At 69.2% G+C, this 25,285-nt stretch carries 23 protein-coding genes and 1 pseudogene; 12 read left to right on the plus strand and 12 right to left on the minus strand.

The window, feature by feature from the left end:
- Window positions 1-267: 267 nt before the first annotated feature.
- A complete protein-coding gene (locus ACH45E_RS15920; protein WP_361438552.1) occupies window positions 268-1,167 on the plus strand; it encodes an oxidoreductase in 900 nt (299 codons plus the stop codon).
- Window positions 1,168-1,450: 283 nt separating this feature from the next.
- Here the strand turns inward: ACH45E_RS15920 and ACH45E_RS15925 are convergent, their stop codons facing one another.
- Complete coding sequence (locus ACH45E_RS15925; protein ID WP_361438550.1) at window positions 1,451-2,038, minus strand: helix-turn-helix domain-containing protein; 588 nt, start codon at window positions 2,036-2,038, stop codon at window positions 1,451-1,453.
- 70 nt (window positions 2,039-2,108) lie between these two features.
- On the opposite strand from ACH45E_RS15925, the gene ACH45E_RS15930 reads away from it, so the two are divergent.
- Window positions 2,109-3,002: an NADP-dependent oxidoreductase gene (locus ACH45E_RS15930; protein ID WP_361438548.1), complete on the plus strand. Its 894-nt coding sequence runs from the start codon at window positions 2,109-2,111 to the stop codon at window positions 3,000-3,002.
- Window positions 3,003-3,059: 57 nt separating this feature from the next.
- Here ACH45E_RS15930 and ACH45E_RS15935 read toward each other — a convergent pair whose 3' ends face one another.
- Window positions 3,060-3,518: a MarR family transcriptional regulator gene (locus ACH45E_RS15935; RefSeq protein ID WP_361438546.1), complete on the minus strand. Its 459-nt coding sequence runs from the start codon at window positions 3,516-3,518 to the stop codon at window positions 3,060-3,062.
- A gap of 63 nt (window positions 3,519-3,581) precedes the next feature.
- On the opposite strand from ACH45E_RS15935, the gene ACH45E_RS15940 reads away from it, so the two are divergent.
- Window positions 3,582-3,950 carry a VOC family protein gene (locus ACH45E_RS15940; RefSeq protein WP_361438544.1) on the plus strand — a complete coding sequence of 123 codons (369 nt, stop codon included), beginning with the start codon at window positions 3,582-3,584 and terminating at the stop codon, window positions 3,948-3,950.
- 155 nt (window positions 3,951-4,105) lie between these two features.
- On the opposite strand, the gene ACH45E_RS15945 is transcribed toward ACH45E_RS15940, so the two are convergent.
- Both ACH45E_RS15945 and ACH45E_RS15950 read right to left on the minus strand, forming a co-directional pair.
- Window positions 4,106-4,471 (minus strand): darcynin family protein, encoded by a 366-nt coding sequence (locus ACH45E_RS15945; RefSeq protein ID WP_361438542.1) that lies wholly within the window; start codon window positions 4,469-4,471, stop codon window positions 4,106-4,108.
- 27 nt (window positions 4,472-4,498) lie between these two features.
- On the minus strand, window positions 4,499-5,392 hold the full coding sequence (locus ACH45E_RS15950) for an NAD(P)H-binding protein (protein ID WP_361438540.1): 894 nt from the start codon (window positions 5,390-5,392) through the stop codon (window positions 4,499-4,501).
- Window positions 5,393-5,499: 107 nt separating this feature from the next.
- On the opposite strand from ACH45E_RS15950, the gene ACH45E_RS15955 reads away from it, so the two are divergent.
- Window positions 5,500-6,480 carry a LysR family transcriptional regulator gene (locus tag ACH45E_RS15955; RefSeq protein ID WP_361438538.1) on the plus strand — a complete coding sequence of 327 codons (981 nt, stop codon included), beginning with the start codon at window positions 5,500-5,502 and terminating at the stop codon, window positions 6,478-6,480.
- 33 nt (window positions 6,481-6,513) lie between these two features.
- On the opposite strand, the gene ACH45E_RS15960 is transcribed toward ACH45E_RS15955, so the two are convergent.
- From ACH45E_RS15960 to ACH45E_RS15970, 3 genes are all read right to left on the minus strand, one after another.
- Window positions 6,514-7,548 carry a helix-turn-helix transcriptional regulator gene (locus ACH45E_RS15960; RefSeq protein WP_361438536.1) on the minus strand — a complete coding sequence of 345 codons (1,035 nt, stop codon included), beginning with the start codon at window positions 7,546-7,548 and terminating at the stop codon, window positions 6,514-6,516.
- Between the two features lie 187 nt (window positions 7,549-7,735).
- Window positions 7,736-8,116, minus strand: coding sequence for a hypothetical protein (locus tag ACH45E_RS15965; protein WP_361438534.1), 381 nt, complete (start codon window positions 8,114-8,116; stop codon window positions 7,736-7,738).
- A 397-nt stretch (window positions 8,117-8,513) separates the two neighbouring features.
- Window positions 8,514-12,176 carry a LamG-like jellyroll fold domain-containing protein gene (locus tag ACH45E_RS15970; RefSeq protein WP_361438532.1) on the minus strand — a complete coding sequence of 1,221 codons (3,663 nt, stop codon included), beginning with the start codon at window positions 12,174-12,176 and terminating at the stop codon, window positions 8,514-8,516.
- A 489-nt stretch (window positions 12,177-12,665) separates the two neighbouring features.
- On the opposite strand from ACH45E_RS15970, the gene ACH45E_RS15975 reads away from it, so the two are divergent.
- From ACH45E_RS15975 to ACH45E_RS16000, 6 genes are all read left to right on the plus strand, one after another.
- Entirely contained in the window at window positions 12,666-13,682 is a 1,017-nt protein-coding gene (locus ACH45E_RS15975) for a LacI family DNA-binding transcriptional regulator (RefSeq protein WP_361438530.1), read from the plus strand.
- A 150-nt stretch (window positions 13,683-13,832) separates the two neighbouring features.
- Entirely contained in the window at window positions 13,833-15,074 is a 1,242-nt protein-coding gene (locus ACH45E_RS15980) for a sugar ABC transporter substrate-binding protein (RefSeq protein ID WP_361438527.1), read from the plus strand.
- 24 nt (window positions 15,075-15,098) lie between these two features.
- A complete protein-coding gene (locus ACH45E_RS15985; RefSeq protein WP_361438525.1) occupies window positions 15,099-16,082 on the plus strand; it encodes a sugar ABC transporter permease in 984 nt (327 codons plus the stop codon).
- Window positions 16,079-16,903: a carbohydrate ABC transporter permease gene (locus ACH45E_RS15990; RefSeq protein ID WP_361438523.1), complete on the plus strand. Its 825-nt coding sequence runs from the start codon at window positions 16,079-16,081 to the stop codon at window positions 16,901-16,903. The genes ACH45E_RS15985 and ACH45E_RS15990 overlap by 4 nt, the downstream gene beginning before the upstream one ends.
- An 85-nt stretch (window positions 16,904-16,988) precedes the next feature.
- Window positions 16,989-18,725, plus strand: a complete 1,737-nt coding sequence (locus ACH45E_RS15995) for an MGH1-like glycoside hydrolase domain-containing protein (RefSeq protein ID WP_361438521.1) — start codon at window positions 16,989-16,991, stop codon at window positions 18,723-18,725.
- 123 nt (window positions 18,726-18,848) lie between these two features.
- Window positions 18,849-19,007 (plus strand): hypothetical protein, encoded by a 159-nt coding sequence (locus ACH45E_RS16000; RefSeq protein WP_361438518.1) that lies wholly within the window; start codon window positions 18,849-18,851, stop codon window positions 19,005-19,007.
- An 89-nt stretch (window positions 19,008-19,096) separates the two neighbouring features.
- Here ACH45E_RS16000 and ACH45E_RS16005 read toward each other — a convergent pair whose 3' ends face one another.
- The 3 genes and pseudogenes from ACH45E_RS16005 to ACH45E_RS16015 form a co-directional block, all read right to left on the minus strand.
- The gene (locus tag ACH45E_RS16005) at window positions 19,097-19,498 is read right to left on the minus strand and encodes a hypothetical protein (protein WP_361438516.1); all 402 of its coding nucleotides are present in this window, start codon (window positions 19,496-19,498) and stop codon (window positions 19,097-19,099) included.
- Window positions 19,499-19,664: 166 nt separating this feature from the next.
- Window positions 19,665-19,964 (minus strand): annotated as a pseudogene (locus tag ACH45E_RS16010) (alcohol dehydrogenase catalytic domain-containing protein); the annotation flags it as partial.
- An 86-nt stretch (window positions 19,965-20,050) separates the two neighbouring features.
- The gene (locus ACH45E_RS16015; protein WP_361438514.1) at window positions 20,051-20,926 is read right to left on the minus strand and encodes a helix-turn-helix transcriptional regulator; all 876 of its coding nucleotides are present in this window, start codon (window positions 20,924-20,926) and stop codon (window positions 20,051-20,053) included.
- Between the two features lie 151 nt (window positions 20,927-21,077).
- Here ACH45E_RS16015 and ACH45E_RS16020 point away from each other — a divergent pair, with 151 nt between their 5' ends.
- Together ACH45E_RS16020 and ACH45E_RS16025 are read left to right on the plus strand one after the other, a co-directional pair.
- On the plus strand, window positions 21,078-21,941 hold the full coding sequence (locus ACH45E_RS16020) for an oxidoreductase (RefSeq protein ID WP_361438512.1): 864 nt from the start codon (window positions 21,078-21,080) through the stop codon (window positions 21,939-21,941).
- A gap of 71 nt (window positions 21,942-22,012) precedes the next feature.
- The gene (locus ACH45E_RS16025) at window positions 22,013-22,408 is read left to right on the plus strand and encodes a VOC family protein (protein WP_361438510.1); all 396 of its coding nucleotides are present in this window, start codon (window positions 22,013-22,015) and stop codon (window positions 22,406-22,408) included.
- On the opposite strand, the gene ACH45E_RS16030 is transcribed toward ACH45E_RS16025, so the two are convergent.
- Both ACH45E_RS16030 and ACH45E_RS16035 read right to left on the minus strand, forming a co-directional pair.
- On the minus strand, window positions 22,390-22,998 hold the full coding sequence (locus ACH45E_RS16030; RefSeq protein ID WP_361438508.1) for a TetR/AcrR family transcriptional regulator: 609 nt from the start codon (window positions 22,996-22,998) through the stop codon (window positions 22,390-22,392). The two genes, ACH45E_RS16025 and ACH45E_RS16030, sit on opposite strands and share 19 nt — an antisense overlap.
- 186 nt (window positions 22,999-23,184) lie before the next feature.
- Window positions 23,185-25,155 carry a hypothetical protein gene (locus ACH45E_RS16035; RefSeq protein ID WP_361438506.1) on the minus strand — a complete coding sequence of 657 codons (1,971 nt, stop codon included), beginning with the start codon at window positions 25,153-25,155 and terminating at the stop codon, window positions 23,185-23,187.
- Between the last annotated feature and the right edge of the window lie 130 nt (window positions 25,156-25,285).

The following is a 25,285-nucleotide window of genomic DNA, read 5'->3' on the forward strand; positions in this document are numbered from 1 at the left end:
AGCAGCAGGACGTGCCGGGCATCGGTGCGTGCGTGGTGGCCGTCGCCTGTAGGGCACCCACGGCTGCGAGCGCGGCGGCCACTGCGTTGACGGTACGGGCGGAAGGCAGGGGGCGGGGGACGTGTCTCTCGCCAGGTCCAACGGCTGAGCGCCGACGGTTCGTTCCCGATACGGGTGTGACGTTTCGCCCGCCCTGTTGACCTGTCGCAGCACCCTGCCGGCCGTCCATACTCCAGAGCCCGACGAGCCGACAGGTGAAGGAGCGCGGTGAACGCAGCGGCGGCAGCAGGGACATGGAAGCTCGGGGACCTGGAGGTGAACCGCGTCGGCTACGGCGCGATGCGGCTGACGGGCAACGGCATGATGGGGAACTCCGACGGCACTCCGATCGACCGCGATGCCGCGGTCCGGCTGCTGCACAGCGCATTCGAGCAGGGCGTCAACCACATCGACACGGCGGCCTTCTACTTCTCGCCGCTGCGCTCCGCGAACGAGCTCATCAACCGGGCCCTCGCGTCCTGGCGCGACGACGTGGTCGTGGCGACCAAGGTCGGTCCGGGGCGCGATCCCTCCGGCGAGTGGTTCGGCATGGCCCGCCCCGACCAACTGCGCGGCCACGTCGAGGAGAACCTGCGCCAGCTCGGCCGGGACCACCTGGACGTGGTGAACCTGCGAAGCAACGGCATGGATTCGGTCGCCGAACACTTCGGCGCCCTCGCCGAGCTACGCGCGGCGGGCCTGGTCCGGCACCTCGGGCTCTCCAACGTCCGGCCACAGCACGTCGCCGAGGCCCGGGCGATCGCGCCCGTGGTCTGCGTACAGAACTCCTACGGCCTGGACTGGCGCCGCGCCGACGAGAGCGGACTCGTGGACCTTTGCCGGGAGCAGGGCATCGCCTTCGTCCCGTTCTTCGCGATCTCCGGGCTGCGGCGCGAGGCGAACGCGGCCCAGGAGCGGGACGCTCGCCTCCACACGGTCGCCCGCGCCCACGGTGCGACGCCCGCCCAGATACGGCTCGCCTGGACCCTGCACCGCGGACCCCACGTGCTGGCCATCCCCGGCACCACCGACCCGGCTCACCTTGCCGAGAACATCGCCGCCGGCGCCCTGCGTCTGACCGAGGAGGAGCTGGCCCTCCTCGACCAGCCGGGCGAGACCGATGCCTGAACATGCCTGTGCCCGGCCCCCGACCATTTCGGGTGAGGGCCTGAATGCCGCTGGTGTGTATCCGTTTCTGTGACGGCCCGTCGTGTCGCTGCCGCCGCTGCGGGCGCAGGCCGCCGGCTGCGAGCACGACCAGGGCGCGCGCGGCGTGAGCATGTGGTGATCAGTGCCGTGCAGTGCGACTCCCCGGGACGGGACGACCGTTTTAGGTCACACCCGAATAGAGGCGGCAGGACCTCGGCGGGGTCACGGCGAAGGGCAGGTCCGGCTTGCGCGTCCGGGTTCCTCACGCACGTCGAGAAGGGTGGGCGACCTCCCAGGCTGCCTCGATCATCCGGAAGATCTCGTCCACCGCGGCCTGTGGCTCGGCCGCCTCACGGGCCAGCGCATAGGCGTCGATCACGAACCTCGCGATCGTCCGGCTCGCCGTTGCGGTCTGTGACAGTTCGGGATCGGCGGCGATGGCCGTCGCCAGCGTCTCCGCGTGGCGCAGCCGCATCGACTCCTCGTACTTCCGCAGGGCGGGTGATTCGTCGATCATGCGCCAGATCGGGGCGGCGCTGTCCGCCGTGCAGTGTCCTACCAGGGCCTGGATCTCCCGGTGCAGCGCAGGAATGAGCGGCTCGTGCGGCGCCCGGCCGGTGACCGCCTGGGTGAGGCGTTGCTCGAAGTCTTCGTCCTGCTCGAACACCAGGGCCTCTTTGGAGGCGAAGTGGGAGAAGAGCGTGGTGACGGCCACGTCGGCCTCGGAGGCCACTTCACGGATACCCACCGCGTCGTACCCCCGGTCCAGGAAGAGCCGCAGGGCGGTGTCGGCGATCTTCTGGCGGGTCGCGGCCTTCTTGCGTTCACGGCGTCCGGACGGCACGGTCATGCCATAACACTATCAGGTACGAAGGTGAAGCAGTTTCAAAACACTAACCGTTAGTGTTACGGTCCACCGCATGAAGAAAGCCAGCTTCACCGAGTTCGGTGGTCCGGACGTCCTGCACCTCATAGATGCCGAGGAGCCCCACGCCGGCCCCGGCCAGGTACGCATCGCCGTGCGGGCGGCGGGCGTGAACCCCGTCGACTGGAGGATCCGTGAAGGCCAGATCCTCAAGGCCCATCCGATCGAGCTGCCCGCGGGAGTCGGGCTGGACGCCTCCGGGGTGGTGGACGAGGTCGGCGAGGGCGTCGAAGGGGTCGAGGTCGGCGACCACGTGTTCGGCGAAGGCTCGAGCACCTATGCCGAGTTCGCCGTGCTGTCGGCCTGGGCCCGTATGCCCGAGGGGCTGACCTTCGAAGAGGCGGCCGGGTACCCCTCCGTGGTGGAGACCGCGCTGCGCATCATCCGCGAGGTCGGTGTGCGGCCCGGGCAGACGCTGCTGGTCAGCGGTGCGTCCGGGGGAGTCGGATCGGCGGTGCTGCAGATCGCCCGCGACCGCGGCATCACGGTGATCGGCACGGCTGGCGCCGCGAACCAGGACTACCTGCGGAGCCTGGGTGCCCTGGCCACGACGTACGGCGAAGGCTGGGTCGAGCGGGTGCGGCAGCTCGGCCATGTCGACGCGGCCCTCGATCTGGCCGGCTCGGGCGTGATCCGCGAACTCGTCGAGCTGACCGGGGATCCGCAGAAGGTGATCTCCATCGCCGATCTCGACGCACCGCGGCTCGGTGTCCGGTTCTCCGGCGTGGCCGGGAGCGTGCCGGATGCGCTCACCGAGGCCGTCGGCCTCATCTCGCGGGGGAGGCTTCACATCCCGGTCGAGAAGTCGTACCCGCTCACCGAGGCCGCGGCGGCGCACATCGACAGCCAGGCCGGCCACACCCGCGGCCGCCGGGTCGTGGTCGTCTGAGCCGCTCGGCCGCACTCCTGTCCGAGCGTCGCGATGAGACGTGCGCCGTGGAACGAGCTATGCACCCTCGTTGTCACCGCGCAGGGAACGGATCATGCTCTGCATGATCCGGAACGCGTCCGACTGCTCGGTCTCGGTCAGGCCGGCCAGCATTCTGGCCTCGACGGAGCGGACGGCTGCGCTCGCCTTCTCGAGGCTTCGCCGACCGCGCGGCGTGAGCCGCGTGGGAAGCGCCTTCCCGACGGGTGCTTCCGCGGGCCTGGTCACGTAGCCGTCCCGTTCCAGGGCCTGGAGCAGCACGTTCATCGTCTGCCGTGTCACGAACGCGCCCCGCGCGAGCTCGGAGTTCGACAAGCCCGGCCGTTGCGCCAGCAGCTCGAGGCAGGAGTAGTGCGTCACGCTCATCCCGAGCGGCCGCAGCACTTCCTCCATGGCCGCGCGGAGGGCGCTCGACGCTTCTTTGAGCAGGTAGCCCAGTGACGTCTCCAGGTCGACGCCGACACCTTCTTGACTCATGTCAGCATTCTGACATAGCTTCACGCATGTCAGAAAGCTGACATGAAAAGAGGGAGTTTCATCATGCCCGCCACCGGCCCCGACTTCATCTCGCTCCAAGTGCGCGACCTCGACGCTTCGCAGGCGTTCTACGAGCAGTACCTGGGCCTCGTCCGCTCGCCGGCCGGACCTCCGCACGCCGTCGTCTTCGAGACGAAGCCGATCGCGTTCGCGGTCCGCGACGTCATTCCCGGCACCGACCTCGCATCCGTCGCCCAGCCCGGCATCGGTGCCGCGATCTGGCTCCACGCCACCGACGTCCAGGCCATCCACGACGCGCTCGCCGCCGACGGTCACACCATCGTCTCCGCACCGATCGACGGTCCCTTCGGCCGGACCTTCACCTTCGCCGACCCCGACGGCTACCAGGTCACGCTCCACGACCGTGCTTGATCAGCGGTTGCGCCGGCTGTGGCACGTCCCCCTCGGCCGGCGGGCAACGATCCCGCACGTCCGCATCCGCCGCTACCGCTGTCCGGGCTGCGGGCATCTCACGCGCAACCCGCTTGACACCGGCGTGGCGCCTTCGGCGTCGCCAGGGCGGTGTGTCAGGTGGTGATGGTGGCGAAGGGTTCGAGGCCGTAGGTTCGGGCGTAGCCGTTCTCGGTGCCGACGAGGAGGTCGACGACCTCGAAGTAGCGGTCCCAGAACGGGGTTTCGCGCAGTGCGTCGATGAGGAGCCGGTAGGCGTGGTGGTCTTCGGCTTCCCACACCCAGACGTCGGTGACGCGCGCGGAGTAGAACTCGGTGTCGTAGAAACGTGACCGGACGCCGGTGGTCCTGGCCTCGATGGCCGGCAGGACCTGTGTGGTGAACGCGTCCACGCGTTCCTCGACGGTCAGGGCGAGCCACTCGGGTGTGGTCTTGACCAGTATGAAGGCCGTGACCGGCGGTTCGGTCTCTTCAGTGGGCATCAGGTGCCTTTCAAAGGGCGGTGGGCTTCAGGAGAGGACGGCGGGCTTGAGGGTCTGGGCACACCACTGCTCGAAGCTGGTGGGGGAGGTGGTGTCCGGAGTGCGGGCGATGCCGGCGTCGAGACCCTCGTCCTTGGCCCGCTTCATGTCGACGATGCCCTGGACGAATGCCTCGTTGAGGCCGTAGCCGACGAGGGTGGTGTACAGCTCGTCGAGCGGCTGGTGTTCGTAGCGGACGGGGAGGCCGAGCTGTTCGGTCATGATGCGGGCCAGGTCGTTGGGGGACAGGTCCTGCGGTCCGAGGACCGGGACGCTGTCGGTGCCGGTCCACGAGCGGTCCAGCAGCAGGCCGGCCGCGGCGGCCGCGATGTCGGCGACGGCGACGAAAGGGGCCTTGCGGTCGGCGTCGACGGAGTCGGTGAAGACGCCCTTCTCGCGGATCGAGTCGGACTCCTCCAGGAGGTTCTCGAAGAAGGACGGGTTGGCCAGGGCCCGGTAGGCGACGCCGGTGTCGGCGATGAGGTCGTCCATGGCGAGGGAGGCGGTGACGAGGCCGGCCCGGTGGGCGAGCGGAGTGCCGCGGCCGAGCGCGGAGACGCCGACGACATGGCCGACACCGTGGGCGGCGAGCGCCTTGACGGCGGGGCGGGTGAAACCGCTGTAGGCGTCCTGCGGGGCCCGGGAGGCGTCCGGGGGGACGAGCCAGAAGACGGCGTCCGCACCCTCGAAGGCCCGGTCGAGGACTTCTGCTTCCGCGTGCGAGCCGGTGACCACGTCGACGCGTCCGCGCGCCGCGTCCGGAAGCCGGGCGGGATCGCGCACGATCACGCGCAGTTCCTCGCCCGCTGCGGGGGCGGACTCCAGGAGCCGGGAGAGCAGGTGACGGCCGATGTTCCCGGTGGGAGCAGTAATGACGATCATGAAAACCTCGTAGGTCGTGCTGGTTCGGAACGACCCTCATCCTGCTGAGCACCTCCGTGCTGCCACAATGGGAACTTCGGCACGGAATCATTGACTGAAATGGAATAATGCTGGTGAGCAGCCCGGATCCGGTCATCGACGCCAATCTCGCCATCGCGCTGGATGCCCTGCTGGCAGAGCACAGCGTGACCCGCGCCGCCGCACGTCTGCACACCTCGCCCGCCGCCATGAGCCGCACCCTCGCCCGTCTGCGCCGCATCCTCCAGGACCCCCTCCTGGTCAGGGCCGGACAGACCATGGTTCCCACCCCACGCGCCCAGGCCCTGCGCGAGGAAGCCGCCACAGTGGTACGCAGCCTCGGAGCGCTGCTCAGTCCTGGCGCGAGCGTCGACCCCGCCGGCCTCCGCAGCACCTTCACCCTCCAGGCCGCCGACCTGGTCGGCGCGGCACTGGCCCCCGGACTGCTGCAACTGGCCCAACGGGAGGCGCCGGGGGTCTCGTTCCGGATCCGGACCGAAGAACTGGAGGCCGGACCCGCCCTGCGCGACGGCCGGATCGACCTGGAGATCGGATCCATCGACCACGTCGACCCCGAAACCCAGGTCGAAGAACTGGTCAGCCTCCGCATGGTGGCGGCCGTCCGGCCCGGCCATCCGCTCACCGAAGGGCCGCTGACCCCGGCCCGGCTCGCCGCCGCCCAACACGTCGTGGTCAGCCGCCGCGGCCGGTTCACCGGCCCCCTCGACACCGCCCTGGCCGAGCAGAACCTCCACCGGCGGGTCAGCGTCGTCCTTCCCAGCCACCTGGCCGCGATGACCCTCGCCGCCCGCAGCGACATCGTCTGCCTCGTACCCGCCGCACCCCCCGGTGCCGCTCCCTCGCCCCTCACCCACGACGCCGGCACCCTCGGACTGCACCTCCTCGACATCCCCCTGGCACTGCCACCGCTGACCATCGGCATGGCCTGGCACCCCCGTCACACAGCCGACGGCGCCCACCACTGGCTCCGCAACGCCGTCCGCCGGACTCTCCGCACACCGGGAGCGGCTTCTGAGACCACCGTGGCGGACGCGATCGACGCCAAGTAGTACGTATTCCCCTCCGGTTGTCCTCCGGGCAGGTCATCTCGAAAGGCTGGCGATGAGTTCTTCGCGGCTGTTGACTCCGGTCTTTCGGTAGATGGCTTTGAAATGATCATTGACGGTGTGCAAGGAGAGATTCAGACTGCGGGCGATCTGTTTGACGGCCAGTCCGTCGAGAGCCCGCCTGATAACCGCCTGCTCTCTCGCGGTGATCCCGTACAGAACGGCTGCGGCGGGTAACAGCACGTCGGATGACGCGGATTGGATGGTGACCGCCACACCGCCGACGCCTGGTTCGTCGAGCGGTTGGGCCTGCAATACGATCCACCCGTCGGGTCCGGGGATACGGCTCAGTGCTTGACGGCCCGGCTGTCGTGCCGCGAGGGCGATGTTCCAGACGTGCGCGAATATCTCATCCTCGTCGGCCGTCACATTCTCCGGCACGAGCCTGCGCACCCATTCACGGCCGGTTCTGGTCACGGCTCTTATCGTGTCGCTGCTGTCGATCAGCACAACGCCTGGCGCGGGTGCGCTACGGACGGGACGCAGGAACCGGCCGGCGACGTACTGTCTCAGCGTGCCGGCCAAGGGTCTGGAGAGCCGCCCGGCGTTCACGGCGTCGGTCGCCGAGAAGGGTCTGCTGCCTCTGCCCCTCAGCAGCACCAATACCCCCCACGTCATCCCCTTCAGGGTCAGCGCGACCCGCATTTCGCTGCCGACTTCGGCCGCGTTCATGATCGCTTCGTGTTGGACGCTGTGCCGTCTGCCCGGTGCGTCGGATTCGAGGACTGCGACAGGACGGGCGCTTTTGACCAGGCCGGCTACGGTGTGCTTCTCCTGGCCGAGGATTTCCTCGGTTTCCAGTTCACGGTAGAAGGCGGCTCCGTATCCATGTTCTTTGGCCAGGAAGCACGCGGCGCCCGTGAGCGGGTCAGTTCCTCTCAGCATGTATCCGTCGTGCGGCACGAGCCGAGTGATCTGCCGTGAAATCACCATGCCCAGTTCGGGAACGGTGGCGGCCTCCGCTGTCGCTGAGGACAGGGTGCGGGAGATCAGTTCCAGGTCGTGATTCATGGAAGGAGTGTGGATCGGCGTACCATCCACAGCCTACGGTTCGGGCACGTTGGCCGACAGGGAGCGCTCAGTGGCGCGTATCCAACCTCTGCCGGAGGAACTGGAATTGGAGGATACGATTCCCGTCCTTGCCGATGAGTCGCCCGGTCCTGAGGCCGTTTCGGACCGGGCGGTTCAGCTCATCCCGTCAGCACTCCGGAATGGCCCCACTGTGGAATGCCGCGTTGCCGTCCACATACGCCCCGTAGGTCCACCCCGTGACGAACAACTCCTGTCCGGTGCTGGCGGTGTAGCGCTCCGACAGCGTGTGGTACCAGACGTTCCCCTGGTTTCTGATGTTGTCACCGCGATCCCAGCAGTCGGCGATGATCGCGTCCCCGAAGCCCATGTCCGGGACTCCCACCTTGCCGTCGCGCGTATGCGGCTTGTTGTAGACGCCCACCCCGGAGGTCGAGGTGATGGGGACCAACGCGGCCGCGGCGGACGCGCTGCCGGTCGCCAGAGCCAGCGCACCGGCGCTCAGTACCGCCACGATGGCGCCACGGCGCCGCAGGATACTTCTCGTCATCTTTTCCCCCTGATCATCGCCGGCAATGCGCTGCCGTGCGGAGCGTGCACCGGAGTTCGGAGCACACCCAGGACGATGCCCCGGCCGGGAAGGCGAGTGAATCCCCCAGAATCAGGGGGGTGACAACATGCCGACCGCTCAGACTCAGCGACCAGGCGACGCGGCCCATTGCAGCTCCGAACAATGCGGAGCCTGCCCAGGGGAGACAGGAGCTGGATCTCGGTTTGGCTGTGTCCACGACACAGCACGACATCAAACACGGCATGCACGGTTCCGCAGGGGCCGGCGGAGCTGCTCCATCGGAGGTGGGCGGCGACCGCCTTCGAAGAGCAGAGCGCCCGGATTCGTCGGCTGCGACGGCCCCGGGCGCCCGCTGGTGCCGTGGGTGGTGATCACCTCATCGGACTTCCCTCGCGTACGGTGCGACGGTGATCCGGTCGATCAGCGGCGCGTAGCGGGAGCGGAGCAGGACCCCGGGGAAGGTGTCCGAGGCGTAGGTGGTGCCGTCGAAGTTCGGCAGTTCCTCGGAGCGGAAGGTGACCGTGTTCTGCCCCTTCTCGAGCTGGACGGGGACGGTCAGCTCCCAGAAGTTGTTCTGATGGAAGGTGTGCGGGAAGCTGACGCGCCGTGGCCTGCCGTCGTTGACGGTGAGGTCGGCGTGGCGGGCGAGCGGGTCAGGGTTGTAGTGGGTGGCCGGGGACTGCTCGGGGTTGGAGTAGCGGATGCGCAGCGCGTACAGGCCGGCCTTGTCCGCGGCGACGGTGAACGTGGCCGTGTTGCCGTTGCCCGGGTCGCCGCCGATCCCGGTGATCGCCGTGCCGTCCGTGGCCAGCGAGAGCGGGGTCAGCGTGGCCGAGCCGGCGAGCTTGGCGTCCTGTGCCTCGTACGTACGAGCCTTGAGGGTGCCCTCGGTGGGCGTGACCGTCAGGCGGTCGACCAGGGTGGTGGCCGAACCTCCGGTCACCGTGACCTTGTTGACGCCGCCGGACAGGGAGACCGCCACCCTGTTCCTGTCCTTGTCCAGGCGCAGGACGTTCTGGCCGTTGACGGAGAGCCGGGCGTCCGAGCCGCCGAGGGTGTCGATTTTGAGAGTGGCCTCGCGGTCGGCGGGTGAGTAGACCCAGAACGTGGCGGTGCCCTTCTTCGGGATCCGGGCCGCGCCCGAGCCGGTCGCGGCGGACCTGGTGTGCTTCGGCAGGTCGTAGACGGGTCGTGCCCCTCCGCCCAGCCAGGCGAGTTCACCCTCGTACACCTGGGCACCGGCCGAGGCGTCCGGCAGGGACAGGGTGAGCCGGTCGACGATGGCGTCGCCCTTGGTGGCGCGCTTGCCGTCGGCGCTCTTCGCGGCGAGCGTCAGGGTGTGCCTGCCCCTGGTGAGGTGGACCTTGGTGTCGGTGTGGTCCCACACCACCCACTTGTAGCCGAGCGGCAGGTACAGCTCCTGCTCGCTGTCCGCCTTGCCGTCCACGCGCAGGAAGACGTTGGTGGGGCCCTGTTCCTTCACCTTGTCGTAGGTGTTGAGGGAGTTGGCGAAGGCGCTCAGGTCGTAGGTGCCGTCCTCGGGCACGTCCACGGTGAAGTCGAGCGTGACGTCCGAGCCGGTGCGCAGGCCGCCCACGTCGTAGCCGCCGGAGGTGTAGAACTTCGACACGTCGCTGGTCGTACCCTCCGGGCCGTTCTTGGAGTAGCCGGACCCGGTGTGGGCGGCGTCCTCCGCCTCGTACGATCCTTGCCAGCGCACGGGCGCCGACTGCGTGCCCTTCGCCTTCCCGGCCGGGCTGAGGACGATCTCGTACGCAGAGGACTCCTTGAGCTTCGGCAGCGCGCCGTCGCCGAAGTCGACGACGGCCGTGCCGTCGTCACCGACCTTCAGGTTCGTCTCCGTGAGCAGCTTCGGGCCGGAGTTGTCGCCGACCTGTCCACTCCAGTCGATCTCGCGTACCCAGGCGTGGACGCGTGCCCCGAAGACCTTCTCGGGGACGCCCGCGAAAGTGATGTGCCCCTTCCCGGCGGACCCGCCGAAGACCAGCCGGGCCTGCTTCTTCTTCTCGTCGAGCGTGGCCACGCCCTGCATGCGATAGTTTTCGCCGGGGAACGGCGGGGTCACCTTCACCGTGTGGCCGCTCATCGAGGCGTACGAATTCAACAGCCACCACTGGCCGTTGCCGCGGTTGGACTGCACCGCGGAGTCGGAGAGGTTGCCGTCGATGTTCCAGTACGCGATGTCGGCGTCCACCTTGGACTCCTCGATCGCGGACACCCACTGGATCATCTGGCCGGGAACCGAGGTGTGGTAGTTGAAGGCGTACTCGTTGATGTTGATGGGGAGTTGGGTGCCCTCCTTGGCGGTGCCCTTGAACAGCTCCTTCTCCCACGCCCGGTACTTGGCGACGCTCTCGCGCACCGCCTCGGGGTGGCTCAGCTCGTGCCACGTGATGACATCCGGGAGGGTGCCGGCGGCCAGGGTGTGCGTGAGGAAGCCCTTCACCTGGTCGTAGAGGACGCTGGTGTTGGGGCCGGCGATGCGGGCGCTGGGCATCTTGCCCTTGATGAGCTTGTAGGCACTGTCCCAGGCGGCGAAGTAGTCGTCCGGGTCGTTGAGCCAGCTGACCTTGTCGTAGCTCCACTCGCCGGTGCCGAACATGTTGCCCTCGGGCTCGTTGAACGGCACGAAGACGATGTTGTCCTGGTACTGCTTCGGCAACCGCAGGACCTGGTCGACCTGTTTGGCGATCTTCTCCTCGTAGAGCTTGAGCTTCTGCGCGGGGGTGTCTCCGGGCCACTCGTACGGGAAGCCGCGGTGGATGTCGGTCATGTAGATGTACACGTCGCCGTCGGTGGAGTCGGCCAGCGGCTTGACCACGTCCAGCGCGTCGGCACCGGGGTGCTGCGGGCCGTCCTGCGCCTTGGTGGAGACCGTGCGCAGGCCCATGCCCTCGATGAGGTTGTTGGTGGGGACGTCCGGTCCGTACACGCCGTAGAGGGTGCCGGAGGCGCCACCGTGGAACGCGCCGGTGTCCGAGCCGAGATCGACGGTGAGCTGTCCCTCGCGGACCACGGTGACGGTTGCCTTCACCGCTCGCCCGGCCGCCGTTCCCGCCACGGTGAACGTGCCGGGCTGGGCGTATTCCTCGGACGGTACGGCGTCCCAGGTGACGGGCGTGTCGCGGTCGTAGCCGTCGGTGAAGGACGAGCGGACCGATCCGGGCAGGGAGGGGGCCGTCCCCGTGGTGGTGCGGGCCTCGAAGGAGGTCTGCGAGAGCTGCTGGAGCGTGGGGACGTTCCCGACCACACCGGCGATCTGCTCGGCGCTGAGCGCCGCGTGCCACACGGTGAAGTCGTCGATCGCGCCCTTGAGCAGCGGATCCGGGTAGAAGGACTTCCCGATGTAGCCGGCGGCCGTCGCCGAACCGTCCAGCAGCTCCTTTGCCTTGACGGTCGTCGCGGCGGAGGAGACCGCCACACCGTCGAGGTAGGTGGTGAGCCGGCCGGCGGCGGTGTCGAGTGTGACGGTGACCGTCCGCCATTGGCCGGCGGGCAGCGCCGCGTAACCGGAGACCTGGGCCTCCGCGCCCCCTCCGCCGGCGGTCATGGCAGTGCGGAGCACCCCGCCGTTGTTGGACGGGGTGGTGAAGAGGTACTTGGTGGTGTCGGTGCCGAGATCGAAGATCCGTTGCCAGGACGACTTGTCGCCGCCCCACTTCACTCGGGCGGACACCGTCAGGTCGGTCGCGTCGCCGACCACTTCGCGGGGCAACCGGACGTACGCGCCGTCGGAGGTGGGCGCCCCGCCGGGCAGGGCGAGTGCCCTGCCTCCGTCGGTGCCCTCGACGGACTGGGCGGTGGAGCCGTTCACCAGGCTCGCCGTCAGGCCGTTGCCGGAACTGTCCACGATCTTTCCGGAGGCGAGGTCGTCCTGGTCGAAGGTGTAGCGGGCCGTCGGCTGAGGTGTGCCGGCCGCTTGTGCGGGAACGGCCGGCGCGACCAGCACGCCCGCGCCGAGGGCCAGCGCCAGGACGGCCGGGGCCCTGCGCCGGGCTGATCTGTCATCGGATGGCATGGAGTGCGTCCTCAATCCTTTGAGTAACGGGTTCCGGTCGGCCCGCCTCGGCCCGCTGCTCGTCCACATGCCGTTCCACTGAGGAGAGTCCGAGCTGACGCGATGTTGAACCGGTTCGATCGAATGCGCGCGCAGAGAGATGGGGCCTACCGAGGTGGCAGTGATGGTGCCCCGCACGTCGAAGGCTGTGCGGAACGGGTCTCCGGCCGCCGGAAGGATCGCTTCATCGAACCGGTTCGCAGGAAGCTAGCACCGGGGAAATCCCTCAGCAATACCCCCGACACAGGAGAGGTGCGCGGCTCGTCCCGATTCCAGGGACGTTACGAGAGGTGCCGTCCCAGGTGTTGACAGTCGCCTGGCTTCTTCCTACCTTCACTTCACGCGAACCGGTTCGACCGCCGGTGGCCGCTCTTCCCTCACCCCACCACCCACGCGATCGGACGTTCTGCCTCACCGGGGCAGCGAACCGGTTCGAGCAAGGAGTTCCCCGTGAACATCGGTGAGATCGCCCGCCGGGCCGGTGTCTCGCGGAGCACCGTGTCCTACGCGCTGAGCGGCAAACGCCCCGTGTCGGACGATACGCGCAGGAAGATCCAGGAGGTCATCGACGAGCTGGGCTACCGGCCCAATGCCAGTGCGCGTGCCCTGGCCAACGGCCGGACCAGCACCATCGGTCTGGTCTTCCCTCCGGCCGGCAACCACTACACCGGGATGCAGCTGGATTTCATCGGCAGCGTCGTGGAGGCCGCCGCGGCCCACGACTACGACGTGCTGCTGTCTCCGAGCGGTGTCGACAGTGATCGCTCGTTCCAGCGGCTGCTGGGGGAGCGGCGCGTCGACGGCGCCATCCTCATGGAGATCAGACTGGAGGACGACCGGGTCGATCACCTGGCCGCCCTGGGCTTCCCCTCCGTCGCCATCGGCCGTACCGCCGATCCGGAGGGCGGCTGGTGGGTGGGCCTCGACCACACCGCGCTGGTGGAGGCGTGCGTCCACCACCTCGCCGACCTCGGCCACCGCCGGGTCGCCTTCGTCAACCGGCCCGAGCAGCTCCTGCGGGCCGGCTACGAATCCGCGCACAGGGGGCTGGAAGGCTTCACCAAGGCGGCGGCCGAGCGCGGACTGACGGTGCGGACGTACACCTGCGGGGACGATGCCGCGTCGGGCCAGGCATGCCTGGAGCGGATCCTGCGGGACGACCCGGCCACCACGGGCCTGGTCACGCTGAACGAGGCCGCCCTGGGCGGCCTCTACCGGGGGCTCTCCCAGGCGGGCCGTCATGTGCCGCGCGACTTCTCCGTCACCGGGGTCGTGGCCGGCCGTTGGGCGGAGACGGTCACCCCGCAGCTCACCGCGGCGGACGTACCGGCGGAGGACATGGGCAGGCGCGCCGTCGACCTGCTCATCGAGCGGCTCGACAACCCCGACGCGCCGGCCCGGCACCACCTGCTCGCGCCACCGATCTCCTTGCGGGCCAGCACCGGGCCCGTCGTCGGCACCCCCTGAGGCCAAGCTCCGGCGCGGTTCGACGCACCGAGCACCCGAACGCAACGTACCGAGCACCCGAACCCCTCACCGTCGTCCTTCGGCGTGCCCGGCTTCCCCCCCCCGTCACCCCTCCCAGGGCACACCCGTGCCAAAAACGAAGGACCAGCCATGCACAGCTCCTCCAGACGACTTCTTGCCGCAGTGGCCGTGTCGACTGTCGTCGCCGTCGTCGGCACCGCCTGTTCCTCGGGGTCGGGCAGCACCGGGTCGAAGTCCGCGGGCAGCGGCACGTTCACCATCTGGGACCCCTACCCGCAGTTCGCCGAGAACTCGGCCTGGACGAAGCTGCTGGACCAGTGCGGCACCAAGGCGGGCGTGAAGATCAAGCGGACCGCGTTCGACACCAGCGACCTCGCCAACAAGACGCTGCTGGCCGCCCAGCAGGGCAACTCACCGGACGTGCTCATCGTCGACAACCCGGTGGTGTCGACCCTGGCCGAGGCGGGCGTGCTCACCACGACCGAGGAAAGCAGTCTGGACACCTCGAAGGCGGACCCCAACCTGCTCGCCGCGGGCCAGTCGGGCGGCAAGACGTACGGCACGCCGATCGGCGCCAACACCCTCGCCCTCTACTACAACAAGAAGGTGCTGAAGGCGGCCGGGGTGGACATCGCCTCGGTCAAGGACTGGAAGTCTCTGACGGCGGCGCTGGAGAAGGTCAAGAAGGCGGGCAAGAAGGGCATCACCTTCTCGGCGATCGGTACGGAGGAAGGCAGCTTCCAGTTCCTGCCGTGGTTCTGGGGCTCGGGCGCCAAACTGACCGAACTCGACTCCTCCCAGGCCGTCTCCGCCCTCTCGCTGTGGAAGAACTGGCTGAAGGCCGGTTACGCCCCCAACTCGGTGCTCAACAACACCCAGACCACGAGCTGGCAGGAGTTCGCCAGCGGCGACTACGCGTTCAGCGAGAACGGCACCTGGCAGCTCGCAGGCGCCAAGAAGGCCGGCTTCGACTACGGGGTGCTGCCCATCCCGGCCGCCACCGGAGGCAACGCGGCGGCGCCGACCGGCGGCGAGTTCGTCACCATCCCGGTCCAGAAGGACACCGGCCGCTACGCCACCTCCCAGAAGCTGGTCTCCTGCCTGACCAGCACCCAGAACCTGAACGACACCGACACCACCCTGTCCTACGTGGCTCCCACCAGCGAGGTCCAGGACAAGCAGGTGGCGGCGAACGCCGATCTGAAGCCGTGGGTCGACGCGGTCCGGGCGGCCAGGGGACGCACCAGTGACGACCTGGGCACCCAGTATCCCAAGATCTCCGAGCAGATGTGGAAGGCCGTCCAGTCCGCCCTCAGCGGCTCCAAGTCCCCCAAGGACGCGCTGGCGGCGGCCCAGTCCGCTGTCAAGTAGCCAGGACTCTCCCGGATCGCGCAGATGAACCACACGACACAGCTGCCGGACCACCGGGTCGCGCACGCCCGGAGCGAGGCGGCCACCGCCGCCCAGCCCCCGGTACGCAGCCGGAAACGGCACCGGCCCACCTCCCCGCAGTGGGCGGCCTGGGGATTCCTCGCCCCGGTCACCCTCTACCTCGTCCTCTTCTACGCCTATCCCCTCTACCGCAACCTCGACCTCAGCCTGCGCGACTACACCGTTCGCTCCTTCGTCCAGGGCGACGCGCCGTTCACCGGGCTCGAGAACTACCAGAAGGTCTTCGACGACCCGACCTTCGCCCCGGCCCTGGTGCACACCGTGGTCTTCACCGCCGTGTGCCTGGTCTCCCAGTACGCCATCGGTCTGGCCCTCGCGGTCTTCTTCAACCAGCACTTCCGGCTCTCCGCCACCCTGCGCGCCCTGTTCCTGGTGCCCTGGCTGCTGCCGCTGATCGTGTCGGCCTCCACCTGGTCGTGGATGCTCAACAGCGACTCCGGAATCGTCAACGCCGCCCTGCACGCCGTCGGTGTCGGGCCGGTGAACTGGCTGACCTCGCCGTCCTGGTCGCTGGCCTCGGTGATCATCGCGAACATCTGGATCGGCGTCCCCTTCAACCTCGTGGTCCTCTACAGCGGCCTGCAGTCCATCCCCGGTGCGCTGTACGAGGCAGCGGCCCTGGACGGGGCGAACGCCTGGCAACGCTTCTGGCGCATCACCTTCCCGCTGCTGCGTCCGGTCTCCGCGATCACGCTGCTGCTGGGTCTCGTCTACACGCTCAAGGTCTTCGACATCATCTGGATCATGACCAAGGGCGGTCCGGCGGATTCGTCCACCACCTTCGCCACCTGGTCCTACCAGCTCGGCTTCGGGAACCTCCTGCCGGCCTTCGGGCCCGGTGCGGCTGTCGGGAACCTGCTCGTCGTGGCGGCCCTGGTGTTCGGCCTGGTCTACGTCCGAGTCCAGCGAAAGCAGGCGCTGTCATGAGTCCAGGCATCCGCCGCACGTGGGGGAAGACCACTCTCGGCCTGCTGCTGACCGCCGTCATGCTCTTCCCGGTCTACTGGATGATCAACGTCTCCCTGACCCGCGACCAGGACATGCGCAAGAGCCCGCCGGACCTGCTGCCGCTCCACGGAACCCTGACCGGCTACCGCACCGTCCTCGACGAGCAACTGCCCTACCTCGGCACCAGCCTCGTGGTCGCCCTCGGCACCGTCGTCCTGACCGTGGCCCTGGCCGCACCCGCCGGCTACGCCCTGGCCAAGCTGCGCCCGCGCGGCGGTGGTCTGCTGAGCTTCGTCCTGCTGGCCGCCCAGATGATCCCCGGCATCATCATGGCGATGGGTTTCTACGCCATCTACCTGCAGCTCGGCCTGCTCCAGTCGGTGCCCGGCCTGATCGTCGCGGACTCCACGCTGGCCGTACCCTTCGCGGTGCTGATCTTCACCGCGTTCATGTCCGGCATCCCCGGCGAGCTGCTGCAGGCCGCGCAGATGGACGGAGCAAGGGCCCCGCGCACCTTCTGGTCGATCGTCCTGCCGATGAGCCGCAACGCCGTCGTCACCGTGTCCCTGTTCGCCTTCCTGTGGTCATGGTCCGACTTCGTCTTCGCCAACACCCTGGTCAACGGCGGCGCCCAGGAGCCGATCACCCTGGGCATCTACCACTACATCGGCAACAACAACCAGGAGTGGAACGCCATCATGGCCACCGCCGTCGTGGCGTCCCTGCCGGCCGCGGTGATCCTCGTCCTCGCCCAGCGCTATGTGGCCGCCGGTGTGACCGCCGGCGCCGTCAAGGACTGAGCTCTCCCTCGTCCCACCCCGTCACGACCCCGCCGCCTGTCCGCCAGCCGGCCGGCGTCCCCTGCTCCAGAAACGAGTCAGCGTCATGACCGCCGCCCGACCCGGTCCGGCCTTCTCCGTCCACGACATCCCGTTCAGCACACACGGATCCTGGTTCGGCATCTCGCCCGTCGTGGCGGAGAAGACCCGTGCCGGCGACCTCCACCTCGTCTCGCACCAGAACGGCATGCACGCCGTCCTGCGGCTGATCCCCCTGGTCGCAGCCACGGGCGACCGCGCCGAAAGCCGCGTCGAGGCCACCGCGGGCCTGCTCAGCTGGGTCGGCGAAGGCGGCCGTGTCGACCTCGCCTACGAGTCGCCGGACACCGTGCGCCTGCGGGGGAGCGGCCTGGGCATCGGCGTCCGTGCCGCCGCGCAGGTCCTGACCCCGTTCAGCGGAACGTACTTCTTCGACGACCCGGCGACCGGCGCGCACGTGTTCACGTCGTACGAGACCGGACGCCGCTACCGCGTCACCGTGCTGTCCGGAACCGTCACCGGCACGGCTGGAGCCCAGGCCCTGGGCGACGCGGACCGCGGTCTCACCGTGGCCGCGGAGCCGGAGGGCGCCTGGGAGCTCGCGATCGAGGAACTCGACACCTCCCGCCCGGCGTACGCGTCCTCGACGGCCTTCGACGAGGTCGTGGAGGCCGCACAGAGATCCTTCGCGGCCTTCGCCGACGCGGTGGCCCCCTGGCGCTCGGCCGCCACCCCGGCCGCCGAACTCGCCGCCTACGTCCTGTGGTCGGCGACCGTACGACCCACGGGTCTGGTCACCCGGCCGGCGGTGCTGATGTCCAAGCACTGGATGGACAAGGTCTGGAGCTGGGACCACTGCTTCAACGCCCTCGCCCTGGCGCCCGGTTGCCCCGAGCTGGCACTGGACCAGTTCGCCCTGCCCTTCGACCACCAGGACGACAGCGGCGCCCTGCCCGACTCGGTCACCCACTCCGAGGTACTCCGCAACTTCGTCAAGCCGCCCATCCACGGCTGGGCCTTCGGCCATCTGCGCCGCCGCCTGCCGACGCCGCCCGGCCGGGCCGAACTGGCCGAGGTGTACGACAGGCTGGAACGCTGGACGGACTTCTGGCTGACCGCACGGCGAGCTCCCGGCGCCGAACTGGCCCACTACCAGCACGGCAACGACAGCGGCTGGGACAACGCCACCACCTTCGACCCCGAGCGGGTCGTCGTCACCGCCGATCTCGCCGCCTTCCTCGTCCTCCAGCTCCGTGAACTCAGCTCCCTCGCCGAGGAGTTGGGCAAGCGCGACGAGGCGATCCGGTGGAGCCGGGCAGCCGAGGAGATCCAGGCCGCGCTGCTCGACCAACTCTGGACCGGAGACAGGTTCGTCGCCAGAGGGGCCCGCACCGGGGACACCTGGAGCAGCGCCGGCCTCCTCGACCTGATGCCCGTCGTACTGGGCGAGCACCTGCCCGGCGAGGTCAGCAGCGCACTGGCCGACCACATCAAGGCCCATCTGACGCCGTACGGCCTCGCCACCGAACTGACCACATCCCCGCACTACCTCGCGGACGGCTACTGGCGCGGCCCGATCTGGGCCCCCGCCACCGTCCTCATCGAGGACGGCCTGCGCCGGGCCGGCCACCAGCGCCTCGCGGACGACATCAGTGCCCGCTTCCGCTCCCTGTGCGAAACCCACGGCTTCGCCGAGAACTTCGACGCCCTGACCGGAACGGGCCTGCGTGACCGCGCCTACACCTGGACGGCCAGCAGCTACCTGCTCCTCGCCGAAGCGCACGCACACCGAGACGGCCGCTGACCGGCCGTCTTCCCCGCAGCACCGGGACCGCACGGGCCCCGGTCCTCCTCCCTCCAGGAGCCGCACCATGCAGTCACCCCGGACACTCCCCGGACCCGGAACCCGAGCGGGGAGTAGTCCGCGATGATGACGCCGAGCGGGGTGGTCCAGATGTCGATCACCGTGTGCGTGATGTCGGAGACGACATGGAAGAACCGCGCCGTGAACTCCTGGATGGCCTCGACGGTCACGATGGGATCGTCGGCGTTGAACTGCAGTGTCGTGGTCTGCGCCGCGAGGTAGGTGTGGGAGACGCGGGCGGCGTCCCCGGAATCGACGGCGTGGGACGGGTCAGGGCAGGAGGACGACCTTGCCCTTGTCGTGGTGGGCTTCTATCTCGGCGTGCGCCTTGGCGGCCTCGCTGAGGGGAAGGTGCGCCACACGGGCACCTCGAGGTCGCCGCGGGCGGCGAGGTCGGCCAGCAGGGGCAGGGCCTGCGGGAACCGGTCGGCCGGGTCGAGTCCGGTGAAGCGCACCCCGTGCTCGGCGAAGGTCAGGTCGGCGATGGTGATGACCTGCGCGGCATCGCCGGTCAGGGCGATGGACTCGGCGAGGACTCCCGTGCCCGCGGCGTCGAACACGCGGTCCACCGTTCCCGGCACGGCGTCCCGCACCCGGTCCGCCCAGCCCTCGCCGTAGCGGACCACCGAGGCACCGAGCCTGCCGACCCGGTCGAAATCGTGCTCGCCGGCGGTGCCGACCACGGTGACCCCGCGGGCGACGGCCAGCTGCACCGCGACGGCGCCGACGGCACCGCCGGCACCGTGGACCAGCAGGGTCTGCCCGGGGGGCGATGGCGAGGTGGTCGAGCGCCCGGTAGGCGGTCTCGCCGACGGTGGCCATGGCCGCCGCGGTCTCGAACGACACCGCCGCGGGCTTGGCGAACGGCTGGTCCAGCAGGACGTACTCGCTGTAGCCGCCGAAGTGAACCGAACCGAAGACCTCGTCACCGGGCGAGAAGCCGGAGCCCTCGCCCGCCTCGTCGACCACTCCGGCGACGTCCTGGCCCGGGATCACGGGGAACTGGACAGGCATGATCCCCGCCATCCCGCCGGAACGGATCCTGAGGTCGATGGGATTGACGGCGGCGGCCCGGACCCGGACGCGGACCTGGCCATGACCCGGCTGAGGCGTCGGGACGTCGGACAGGGTCAGCACGTCGGGCGCACCGTATGCGGAGAAGGTGATCGCAGCAGACATCAGGAACTCACACGGATTGTATGATTAGCCTGTGGCGCACATGGATGTCACACGTCATGTGTGAGGAGTTCTGAACCGAGCGGGGCCTACTGGTCCTCGATCCGATCCTGCGTGCTGCCCCGCGGGGCCTTCCCCTCAGGGGGTGCGGCGAGGCTGCCGAGGATGTCCAGCAGTTCGGCGCTGCGGCTGCCGGTTTCGGCATGGAAGACGACCATGTTGAGGCCGTCCGTGCCGTCCACGGACAGCTTGTGCGAGCGGAGGTCGAGGTCTCCGACCAGGGGGTGGGTCAGATGGCTCACCCGGCCGCGGCGGGGCCGCACCTCGTGCCGGGCCCACAGGGTGCGGAAGCGTTCGCTGCGCAGGGACAGATCGCCGACCAGGTCGCGCAGCCGCGGATCGTCCACATCCGCCCCGGCCGTGGACCGCAGAGCGGCCACAGCCTCCGAAGTAAGCTCCTCCCAGTCGCGGCGCAGCTCGCGCTCCGCCGGGTCGAGGAAGACGGCCCGCAGCAGATTGACCCCGGGCCGGAAGTTCGCAGTGAGTGCGGTGGCGAGGGCGTTGGCGGCGAGGCAGTCGTAGTAGCGGTTCTGGATGTAGGCGGGGTTGCGCGGCCAGCCGTCGATGAGCTGGAGCAGGCTCGCCGGTACCTGCCGTGTGCGGCGCCCGGAGCCCGCCCCCGGGCCGGGCCGGTTCTGGGCGAGGCCGACGAGGTGGGCGGTGGCGTCGGCATCGAGCCGCAGGACCTGGGCGACGGCCTCCAGGATCTGCACGGAGGGGTTGCGGTCCCGGCCCTGCTCCAGCCGCAGGTAGTAGTCCGAGCTGATACCGGCCAGCATCGCGACCTCCTCGCGGCGCAGCCCCGGCACCCGGCGCAGACCGCCGCCGGGCAGCCCCACGTCCTCGGGCCGTACCAGCGCCCGGCGGGCACGCAGGAACTCTCCGAGCGGATTCGATCCGTCCATGGCCACACCGTACGGCCGACCCCGCCGGCGGTGCCTGTCCCTGTCACTCCCAGGAACAGCGGGGCTTAGCCACGGCAGCGGGAACCGGTGCAGGGTGGAGAACAAGGCCACCGGAAAGACCCCTGTGGCCCGACACCAGGAGAGGTACGACATGACAGCACAGCTCGGCGGCACCCTCACCCCGGCCGACGGACTGACCCTGACCCGTGTCGGCTACGGCGCCATGCAGCTGGCCGGGCCGCACGTCTTCGGCCCGCCGAAGGACCGCGCCCGGGCGCTCTCGGTGCTGCGCGCGGTGGTGGACGCGGGCATCACGCACATCGACACCTCCGACTTCTACGGGCCGGTGGTCGTCAACGAACTCATCAAGGAGGCCCTGCACCCCTACCCGGCGCAGCTTCGCATCGTCACCAAGGTCGGCGCCCGCCGGGGAGCCGACGGCAGCTGGATGCTGTCCCGGCATCCTCAGGACCTGAAGGCACAGGTGTACGACAACCTGCGCAACCTCGGCCTGGAGGCCCTGGACGTCGTCAATCTGCGGTGGGGGGACGCGGACTCCCCGAACGACGACTCCCTGGCCGAGCAGTTCGGGGCGCTGGCCGAGCTGCGCGAGCGGGGACTGATCCGCCATCTGGGGCTGAGCACGGTGACCGCGACGCAGCTGGACGAGGCCCTGTCGATCGCGCCCGTCGTGACCGTGCAGAACCTGTACAACCTGGCCAACCGGCAGGACGACGCGCTGGTGGAGCGCACGGCGGCCGAGAACATCGCCTTCGTGCCGTACTTCCCGCTCGGCGGCTTCTCCCCGCTGCAGTCCGAGACGCTGGCGAAGGTCGCCGCCCGGCTGGGGACCTCGCCCCAGCAGGTGGCGTTGGCCTGGCTGCTGCGCCGGTCGCCGAACATCGCGCTGATCCCCGGCACCTCCTCGCCGGAGCACCTGCTGGAGAACATCGCCGCCGCGGGCCTGGTGCTGCCGGACGACCTGGTTGCCGACCTGGACGCCATCGCCGGCTGACCGGCTCCGCCTGGTGTACCAGGGGTCGGTGACGCGGACGCGCCTGTGCAGTTCTCGCTGAAGGAGTCGAGATGGCGATCGAGTTGAACCACATCATCGTCCATTGCCACGACCGGCGAGTGTCCGCCGCGTTCCTGGCCGACCTGACGGCCGCCCCCACCCCGGTCGACTGGGGCCGATTCACCCAGGTGACCACCTCGAACAACGTCGGCATCGACTTCGCCGACGACCTGGTCCCCCATGACCGCATCAACGAGAGCCACGTCGCCTTCCTGGTGACCGACGTGGAGTTCGACGCGATCTTGGCACGCCTGAAGAAGAACTCGGTCCCGTTCTGGCCGAACCCGGGCAGGTCCGTCGAAGGCGAGATCAACCACGGTTACGGCGGTCGTGGCCTCTACACACTCGACCCCGGCGGCACTGTCCTGGCCGAGTTCATCACCGCGCCCTACGGCGACGTCCCGTGACGCAGGGCGCCCGCGTGTTCCAGGGTGGTGAGCCACTGGGTGACGACAGTGGTGATGAAGGCGTCGGTGACCTCACCGCGGTCGACGAGGAGCCGGGCGAGGACAGGCCCGTAGAGCAGAGTGAATTCGTCGTCGTCGATCTGGACGCCGGAGGGTTCCAGCAGTGCGTTCAGAGCCGCGTGCCGGTCCTGGATGAGGCGGGCGAGGGCCTGGGCGCTGTCGGGGTCGTGGTCGGCGTGGGCGGTGACGGCGAGGACGGCTGCGCGGGTGGCAGGGTCGCTGGTGCCGTTGCGCAGGCTGCTGAGCCAGGCGGTGGCCACGGCGCGCACATCGCCGCCCGGCTCTGGATGGTCTCCGAGGTCCGGTCCTTCGAGGATGAGGTCGAGGAGCAGGGCGGCGCGGCTCGGCCAGTGCCGGTAGACGGTCTGGCGGGTGACCTCGGCCCGCTCGGCCAGCAGGGCGTAGCTCAGTCCGGCCGGCCCCACCTCGGGCAGGAGCTCCCTGGCGATGGTCATGATCCGGACGCGGGTGCGCTGGACACGGGGGTTGCTCAGGGCCGGTCGGCGGCGGTGGACGGGCGTCGAGGACATGGACCGACCCTGTCCGAAACATACACATCGTGTGATAGATGGCACGGCTCGAAGCAAGTCGCGCACGGCCCCTTCGGCGGTTTTCAGCTGAGCGGGACCGGACGCAGAAGGCGTCGAAGCCGACCGGCCGGCACCGCGCCCTGGCACCGACGACGCCGCCACCGTGGTGACCCCGGCGGACTCGTGTCAGCCGGTCACCTGCACCACCGCCGTCGCACCGGCCCGCACTGTCGGCGTCGCATAGGTGTATGTCACGCCGTCGACCGTCTTGGTGCGTACCCGCTGCGGGACGCCGTTCACCGTGATCTTCTCGTGGACGCCGGGGAAGCGGGCCTCCCAGCTGTAGGTGCCGTGGCGGGCGTTGTTCGTCAGGGTGGTCCTCGTCGCGCCGTCGTGCCGCACGGTGATCGTGCCCGTGCCGATGGGCACGTCCGCCACCTGGAGCCACTTCATCCCGGAGGGCAGCCGTGACTGGGTGGTCACCCGGTGCGCCGCCGCGTTCGGTGCGATGCCCATCAGGCCTTCGACGGTCTGGCTGACCAGGGTGAACGACACCTCGGGATAGTCGCCGTCGGGGCCCTGGCCCGCGTTGACGTGCTGGAGCTCCCGTTCGCCGTAGATCTTCCGCATCCACCACCAGGCGGTGTCGTCGCGGTTGTTCTTGAAGAACATGTCGGGCAGGTACGTGGTCGCCTCGATGTTGGGCGACCCCTGCGGCCCCAGCTCCTGCGCCTGGACGTAGTCGAGGTAGGCGTCGTTGCGCGGACCGGGGTCGATGATCTGCTTCATCGGCATGAACACGCTGTTCTCCTTGCCCCAGCCGGTGACCGGGACGTCGGAGGTGGTGTACGCGCGGACCATGTCGGCCCCGCTGCCGCTGCCGCTCCACTCGTCGTTGAAGTACTTCTTCAGATCGGCGGCGCGCCGGTCGTACTTCTTTGCCAGCGCGGTGTCGCCCCTGCCGCGCGCGAGCACGGCCATCGCCAGATACGCCTGGTACTGCGAGGCGATGGTGTCCCCGGCCTCGGCGAGGTGGTCGCCGCCCTGCTCGTTGTAGCTGGCGGCGCCGGAGAAGATGCCGTTGCCCGTGCCCTCGGCGACCTTGACCTTGCCGTTGGGCACGGCGCTGTCGTGCAGGTCGATGAAGTCCTCGGTGGAGTGCCGGTAGAAGTTCCACAGCGTCGGGTCGTCGACGTAACTGCGGTCGCCGGTCCAGAGGTAGGCCTCGGCCGCCTTCTCGACGAGTTCGAAGACGGCCGGCACCTCGCGCACGAAGTCGTCCGGGCCGTGGTAGTCGATGCTCAGGTACGTCTTGGCGTCGAAGTTGAGGGACCACACGGGGAAAAACTTCTGCTCGGCGGTGGCCGACGCCGCGTACGAGCTGAGCATCGTCTTGTTCTCGGTGTCGAGGCCGATGAGGTGGGCGCCGTCCAGCTGGTGGGTCATGTCACGGGAGTAGTAGGCGCTGCGGTTGGCGTATCCGGCCCAGTAGGTGGGCCCGTACGTCCCGGTGGAGGTGCCGCTGGTGTGGTGCTCGTCGACGTTGACCGGGCCCACCGTGCCGGGCAGCTGCACCCAGCTGTTGGCCTTTCCCTTGGCCCAGTCGAACATCTCGGCGACCTCGGGGTCGGACGAGGAGACCTTGGGGTCGGCGGGCGCGGCGGGGGAGATCATCAGGTCGTCGGCGTTGACCCAGTTGCTGCCGGAGCCAAAGGCTATTTCCAGCCGGTCGCCGGCCTTCAGGTCGACGCGGCTGATGGTGTAGCGGGCGTACGAGGCGCGCTGCGGCAGATCGACCGTTCCGACGGTCTCGCCGTTGCGCCGGATGGTGTAGGTACCGCCGGCACCGGCGCTCGCCACCCATGCGGAGAAGTCGTAACTGCCGTCCCGGGGTGCGACAAGGGTCTGTCTGGCGGTCCTGCCGAGACCGGCGTCGAGGTAGAGGAAGCGGGAGCCGCTGTGCACGTTGCCTTGGCCGACCCCGGTGCCCGGGTCGAAGGTCCAACCGGTGCCGCCGTTCTCGAAGCCGGGGTCGGGCAGGGCGAGTTGGGGGCGGGAGTCGGTGGCGGTGCGCGGCGCCGCCGAGGCCGCCGACGCGGGGGTGATCGGCGTGAGCAGAGCCACAGCGGTGAGCAGCATGAGCCTTGAGGGCTTCATCGGGTCTCCCGGTCTTGAGCTACGGCGGTGGGGGGCGGCCGAGTCGTGGCCGAAAGCTAACAGGAGCCGAAGATCCACCTCAATGGTCATGCACAGAAAAATTGCAAGCTATGTGACGTCGCTGCGATAC

Source organism: Streptomyces sp. NPDC020299 (assembly GCF_044387825.1).
Classification (GTDB): Bacteria; Actinomycetota; Actinomycetes; order Streptomycetales; family Streptomycetaceae; genus Streptomyces.

Bases quoted from the DNA above. Each gene is read 5' to 3' on its own strand.
- ACH45E_RS15925 (WP_361438550.1), bottom strand. From the start codon at position 2,038: ATGACCGTGCCGTCCGGACGCCGTGAACGCAAGAAGGCCGCGACCCGC.
- ACH45E_RS15930 (WP_361438548.1), top strand. From the start codon at position 2,109: ATGAAGAAAGCCAGCTTCACCGAGTTCGGTGGTCCGGACGTCCTGCAC.
- ACH45E_RS15935 (WP_361438546.1), bottom strand. From the start codon at position 3,518: ATGAGTCAAGAAGGTGTCGGCGTCGACCTGGAGACGTCACTGGGCTAC.
- ACH45E_RS15940 (WP_361438544.1), top strand. From the start codon at position 3,582: ATGCCCGCCACCGGCCCCGACTTCATCTCGCTCCAAGTGCGCGACCTC.
- ACH45E_RS15945 (WP_361438542.1), bottom strand. From the start codon at position 4,471: ATGCCCACTGAAGAGACCGAACCGCCGGTCACGGCCTTCATACTGGTC.
- ACH45E_RS15950 (WP_361438540.1), bottom strand. From the start codon at position 5,392: ATGATCGTCATTACTGCTCCCACCGGGAACATCGGCCGTCACCTGCTC.
- ACH45E_RS15955 (WP_361438538.1), top strand. From the start codon at position 5,500: ATGCTGGTGAGCAGCCCGGATCCGGTCATCGACGCCAATCTCGCCATC.
- ACH45E_RS15960 (WP_361438536.1), bottom strand. From the start codon at position 7,548: ATGAATCACGACCTGGAACTGATCTCCCGCACCCTGTCCTCAGCGACA.
- ACH45E_RS15965 (WP_361438534.1), bottom strand. From the start codon at position 8,116: ATGACGAGAAGTATCCTGCGGCGCCGTGGCGCCATCGTGGCGGTACTG.
- ACH45E_RS15970 (WP_361438532.1), bottom strand. From the start codon at position 12,176: ATGCCATCCGATGACAGATCAGCCCGGCGCAGGGCCCCGGCCGTCCTG.
- ACH45E_RS15980 (WP_361438527.1), top strand. From the start codon at position 13,833: ATGCACAGCTCCTCCAGACGACTTCTTGCCGCAGTGGCCGTGTCGACT.
- ACH45E_RS15985 (WP_361438525.1), top strand. From the start codon at position 15,099: ATGAACCACACGACACAGCTGCCGGACCACCGGGTCGCGCACGCCCGG.
- ACH45E_RS15990 (WP_361438523.1), top strand. From the start codon at position 16,079: ATGAGTCCAGGCATCCGCCGCACGTGGGGGAAGACCACTCTCGGCCTG.
- ACH45E_RS15995 (WP_361438521.1), top strand. From the start codon at position 16,989: ATGACCGCCGCCCGACCCGGTCCGGCCTTCTCCGTCCACGACATCCCG.
- ACH45E_RS16000 (WP_361438518.1), top strand. From the start codon at position 18,849: ATGATGACGCCGAGCGGGGTGGTCCAGATGTCGATCACCGTGTGCGTG.
- ACH45E_RS16015 (WP_361438514.1), bottom strand. From the start codon at position 20,926: ATGGACGGATCGAATCCGCTCGGAGAGTTCCTGCGTGCCCGCCGGGCG.
- ACH45E_RS16020 (WP_361438512.1), top strand. From the start codon at position 21,078: ATGACAGCACAGCTCGGCGGCACCCTCACCCCGGCCGACGGACTGACC.
- ACH45E_RS16025 (WP_361438510.1), top strand. From the start codon at position 22,013: ATGGCGATCGAGTTGAACCACATCATCGTCCATTGCCACGACCGGCGA.
- ACH45E_RS16030 (WP_361438508.1), bottom strand. From the start codon at position 22,998: ATGTCCTCGACGCCCGTCCACCGCCGCCGACCGGCCCTGAGCAACCCC.
- ACH45E_RS16035 (WP_361438506.1), bottom strand. From the start codon at position 25,155: ATGAAGCCCTCAAGGCTCATGCTGCTCACCGCTGTGGCTCTGCTCACG.